3 protein-coding genes are annotated in these 2,803 nt (G+C 68.6%); 1 reads left to right on the forward strand and 2 read right to left on the reverse strand.

The genetic code is table 11. The features are described from left to right. Nucleotides 1–137 precede the first annotated feature (137 nt). Nucleotides 138–725 carry a CDP-diacylglycerol--glycerol-3-phosphate 3-phosphatidyltransferase gene (pgsA, locus tag G6021_RS02465; RefSeq protein WP_179525421.1) on the reverse strand — a complete coding sequence of 196 codons (588 nt, stop codon included), beginning with the start codon at nt 723–725 and terminating at the stop codon, nt 138–140. A gap of 77 nt (nt 726–802) precedes the next feature. Between pgsA and G6021_RS02470 the strand changes: the two genes are divergently transcribed. After that, nucleotides 803–1,084: a YciI family protein gene (locus tag G6021_RS02470; RefSeq protein ID WP_179525422.1), complete on the forward strand. Its 282-nt coding sequence runs from the start codon at nt 803–805 to the stop codon at nt 1,082–1,084. A gap of 11 nt (nt 1,085–1,095) precedes the next feature. On the opposite strand, the gene G6021_RS02475 is transcribed toward G6021_RS02470, so the two are convergent. Further along, nucleotides 1,096–2,803: DNA translocase FtsK (locus G6021_RS02475; protein WP_241736393.1), on the reverse strand; the 1,708-nt coding region annotated here is incomplete at its 5' end.

Raw genomic sequence — 2,803 nt, forward strand, 5'->3', positions numbered from 1 at the left:
CGTGGCCGCGAGCATCCCCGCGGTCAGCGACTCGGCGGTCGCCAGGGTCCACCCGCGCCCGCCGAGTGCGGCCACCGCGGCCGCGGCACCCGGATCGGGGAGATCAGTGGAGGTCATGGCAACCCGGGCCGGGGGGCTCAGTGCCCGGCCCTGGCGGCCTGACGCGCCTTCACCAGGTAATCGATACCCGTGTAGACGGTCAGGACCAGCGCCACGCCGATCACGGCCCATTCGACGGGCCAGACCCAGTGCGGTAGCGGGAGGATCAGCATGCCCAGCCCCAGGGTCTGGGTCACGGTCTTGAGCTTGCCACCCTTACTGGCCGCCACCACGTGGTCGACGCCGAACAGACGCCAGAGGGTGATCCCCACCTCGCGGACGAGGATCACGATCGTCACCCACCAGAACAGCTCGTGGACCAGGGACAGCGAGATCATCGCCGCCGCCATGAGCGCCTTGTCCGCGATCGGGTCGGCGATCTTGCCGAAGTCCGTCACCAGACCCAGCCGCCGGGCGAGGTACCCGTCCACGTAGTCGGTCGCCATCGCGAACACGAAGACGACGAACGCACCCACCCGCCACCACGGGTCCTGCGCGTCGGCCACGAAGAACAGGACCACGAACACCGGGACCAACACGATCCGCAGGACGGTGAGCACGTTGGCGATGTTGAGTACGGGGACCTCGGCGCCGGGGCGTCCGTCATCGGTGATGGGAAGTGTCACCCCCTCACCTTAGCGAGACCCGGCCGAATACCCTTGATCCGACAACACCCCCGCAGCGACCAGGAAGGACCACACCGATGCCGCTCTTCGCAGTCGACTACCGGTACGAGCCCGAGCAGACCGATGACCGGGAGGCCAACAAGCCCGCCCATCGCGAGTGGCTCTCCGCCCGGGTCGACGCGGGATCGATCCGGTCGGTGGGTCCGTACACGGACGGCTCGGGCGCCCTGCTCGTCGTCGAGGCCGCCGATTCCGACACCGCCCGCGCACTGGTGGCGCAGGACCCCCACTGTCTGCGCGGAATGGTCTCCGAGGTCACCGTCCGGGAGTGGATGCCGGTGTACGGCGCGCTGGCCTGAGACCGCGCGGTTCAGCCCACCGGCGCCTCGTCCAGGTTCTCGCTCCCGGCAGGCAGGTCTCCCGGGTCCTCCTCGGGCGGGGTGCCGCCCTTGATCATCCAGATGACCGACCCCAGCTCCTCCGGCTTGACCAGCACGTCGCGGGCCTTCGAGCCCTCCGAGGGTCCGACGATGTCGCGGGACTCCATCAGGTCCATGAGCCGACCCGCCTTGGCGAACCCGACGCGGAGCTTGCGCTGCAGCATCGAGGTGGACCCGAACTGGCTGGAGACCACGAGCTCGACGGCCGCGAGCAGGTCGTCGAGGTCGTCCCCGATGTCGCCGTCGATGTCCTTCTTGGACTCCTCCTTGGCGGCGGTGACGGTGTCGTCGTAGTCGGGCTCCGCCTGGTTCTTGGCGTAGTCCACGACCTCGTGGATCTCCTCGTCGGTGATGAACGCACCCTGCATGCGGACGGGTCGCGACGCCCCCATCGGGATGAAGAGACCGTCACCCATCCCGATCAGCTTCTCCGCCCCCGCCTGGTCCAGGATGACCCGCGAGTCGGTGAGCGAGGACGTGGCGAAGGCCAGACGCGACGGCACGTTGGTCTTGATGAGACCCGTGACCACGTCGACGGACGGGCGCTGCGTGGCCAGCACCAGGTGGATCCCGGCGGCACGGGCCTTCTGGGTGATCCGCACGATCGCGTCCTCGATGTCACGCGGCGCGGTCATCATGAGGTCGGCGAGTTCGTCCACCACCGCGACGATGTACGGATACGGGCGGTACACCCGTTCGCTGCCGGGCGGGGTCGTGATGGCACCGGACTTGACCCGTTCGTTGAAATCGGTGATGTGGCGCACGCGGGTGGACTTCATGTCCTGGTAGCGCTGTTCCATCTCCTCGACCAACCACGCCAGCGCGGCGGCCGCCTTCTTGGGCTGCGTGATGATCGGGGTGATCAGGTGTGGGATCCCCTCGTACGGCGTCAGCTCGACCATCTTGGGATCCACGAGGATCAGGCGCACCTCGTCCGGTGTCGCGCGGGTGAGCAACGACACGAGCATCGAGTTGACGAAGCTGGACTTACCCGAACCGGTCGAGCCGGCCACCAGGAGGTGCGGCATCTTGGACAGGTCGGCGGTGACGAAGTCCCCCTCGATGTCCTTGCCCAGTCCGATGAGCATCGGGTTGTGCTTGGTGGCGGTCTTGGGGTCGGTGAGCACGTCGGCCAGCCTCACCAGCTCCCGGTCGAGGTTGGGGACCTCGATGCCCACCGCGGACTTGCCGGGGATCGGGGCGAGGAGACGGACGTTGTCCGTGGCCACCGCGTAGGCGATGTTCCGGTGCAGCGCCGTGATCTTCTCGACCTTGACGCCGGGGCCGAGTTCGACCTCGTAGCGCGTGACCGTCGGCCCGCGGGTGAACCCGGTGACCGCGGCGTCGATCTTGAACTGCTCGAGGACGCCCTGGATGGCGTCGATCATCTGGTCGTTGGACTCGCTGCGCTCCTTGGGCGGGTCCCCCGCGGTCAGCAGGCTGACGGGCGGCAGGGTGTACTCGACGCCGTTGAGCAGTTGCTTCTGGGAGTCGAGGCGCTCGACATCGCTGTCCGCTGCGGTGTGGGTGGACGGGGTGTTGGTCTGCGGCACCTCGGTCGTGCCGCCGGATCCGCGCGCCTCCGCCGGGCGGACGGTGGCCCCGTTGTTGGCGTCCCCGACCGGCGCGCCCGCACCC

Origin of the sequence: Dietzia sp. CW19 (assembly GCF_014145265.1) — a bacterium.
Lineage (GTDB): Bacteria > Actinomycetota > Actinomycetes > Mycobacteriales > Mycobacteriaceae > Dietzia > Dietzia natronolimnaea.